The following is a 1600-nucleotide window of genomic DNA, read 5'->3' on the forward strand; positions in this document are numbered from 1 at the left end:
GGGTCGTTGGTCGACGGCAACTTCCTGTTCGCCATTCCGGTCTTCAGCTATCTCGCGGGGCGGCGCAGCGCCACCGCCGGTCCGTCGATCATGGTCTTCGTACTGATCACGGCCGGTGGCACGGTGCCAGCGGGTTCCTGCTCAAGGCCGGCGACCCGCGTGAGCTGATCGCCGGTGTGCACGCCGTCGCCGACGGCGGGGCGTACCTGTCGCCGGCCGTGGCCCGCCGGGTGATCGAGCTGGGGGCCGGCCGGTTGGCCCGCCGGCCGGCGGCCCGGGACCGTACGGCCGGGCTGACCGAGCGGGAACGGGAGGTGCTGGCCCTGGTCGGGGCGGGCCTGTCCAACGCCGAGATCGCGCGCCGGCTGCACCTCGTGGAGGGCACCGTGAAGAGCTACCTGACCAGCATCTTCACCCGACTGGACGTGCGCAACCGGGTGCAGGCGGCGATCCTCGCGTACGAGGCGGGGTTGGTCGACGGCTGAGCGGGGGCCGGTCGGCCCCCGCTCAGCGCGCGGGTCTCAGGCGTCGCGGCGGCGCAGCGCGGCCCGGCCCAGCAGCAGCGCGGCGCCGGCCCACCCGGCGAGCACGAGCAGCCCGACCACCGGTGGGTACGGCTCGGTGTCGCCGGCCAGGAAGTGCCCGCCGGCCACGCCGGGGAACACGTCGGCGATCCGGTTCAGCACGTCGATGTCCGGCTCCTGCAGCGACTGCGGCAAGATCATCAGGGTGGCGAGGAGCACGGTGAGGGTGAGCACCGCGCTGCGCAGTGCCGCGCCGAGGCCCAGGGCGAGGACGCCGACGAGCGCCAGGTAGGCCGCCACCGCCACGATGTCGCCGATCGTGTCGGCGGCCGGGGCGCTGCCCCACTCGCCGAGCACCGGCCGGGCGACCAGCGCGCCGACGCCGCCGAGCAGCAGCCCGAGCGCGAAGGTGACGGCGCCGGCGACAGCGGCCTTGGCCAGCAGTACCCGACCGCGGGACGGGGTGCACTGCAACGTCGTCCGGATGGTGCCACTGGTGAACTCCGCGGTGATCGCGAGCAGACCCAGCGCCAGCACCACGTACTGGGTCAGCTCGACCGAGTCGATCAGCACGCTGCCGACGGTGACGATCCCCCGGTCGTCGGTCGGGTCGTCGTTGGTGTTGTCGTTCGCCGCGTAGATGGCCAGTTGACCGGCGCTGGCCGCCATCACCAGCAGCCCGGCCAGCGCGGTCCACCAGGTGCTTCGGACGGAGGAGAGCTTGGTCCACTCGGCGGCCACGACGCCGTGTCGGCTGAGGGTGCTCATCGCGCCGCACCTCCGGCGTACTCGACGCTGTCGGCGGTCAGCTCCATGAACGCCTGCTCCAGCGACGCGGCCTGCGCGCTCAGCTCGTGCAGGCGTACCCCCAGCTCGTGGGCCAGGTCCCCGACCTGGTCCGCGGTGACGCCGGTGACGGTCAGCTCGTTGCGGTCGGCCGCCTCGACATCCGCTCCGGCGGCGGTGAGGCGCGCGGCGAGGGCGGCCAGCCCGTCCGGGTGCGGGCTGCGCACCCGGACCGCAACGGTGCCGCGGGCGATCACGTCGCCGATCGGCGCGTCGGCGAGCAGCCGTCC

At 74.1% G+C, this 1600-nt stretch carries 1 protein-coding gene and 2 pseudogenes; 1 reads left to right on the forward strand and 2 read right to left on the reverse strand.

The window, feature by feature from the left end:
- Positions 1–122: 122 nt before the first annotated feature.
- Positions 123–485 (forward strand): annotated as a pseudogene (locus tag KBX53_RS32375) (response regulator transcription factor); the annotation flags it as partial.
- 36 nt (positions 486–521) lie between these two features.
- Here the strand turns inward: KBX53_RS32375 and KBX53_RS32380 are convergent.
- Both KBX53_RS32380 and KBX53_RS32385 read right to left on the reverse strand, forming a co-directional pair.
- Complete coding sequence (locus KBX53_RS32380; protein ID WP_210863655.1) at positions 522–1292, reverse strand: ABC transporter permease subunit; 771 nt, start codon at positions 1290–1292, stop codon at positions 522–524.
- Positions 1289–1600: pseudogene (locus tag KBX53_RS32385) on the reverse strand (ABC transporter ATP-binding protein); the annotation flags it as partial. The pseudogene KBX53_RS32385 and the gene KBX53_RS32380, both read right to left, overlap by 4 nt.

The organism is Micromonospora sp. M51 (assembly GCF_018070305.1).
Classification (GTDB): Bacteria; Actinomycetota; Actinomycetes; order Mycobacteriales; family Micromonosporaceae; genus Micromonospora; species Micromonospora parva.

Coding starts and splice junctions, on each gene's coding strand:
- KBX53_RS32380 (WP_210863655.1), bottom strand. CDS start 1,292: ATGAGCACCCTCAGCCGACACGGCGTCGTGGCCGCCGAGTGGACCAAG.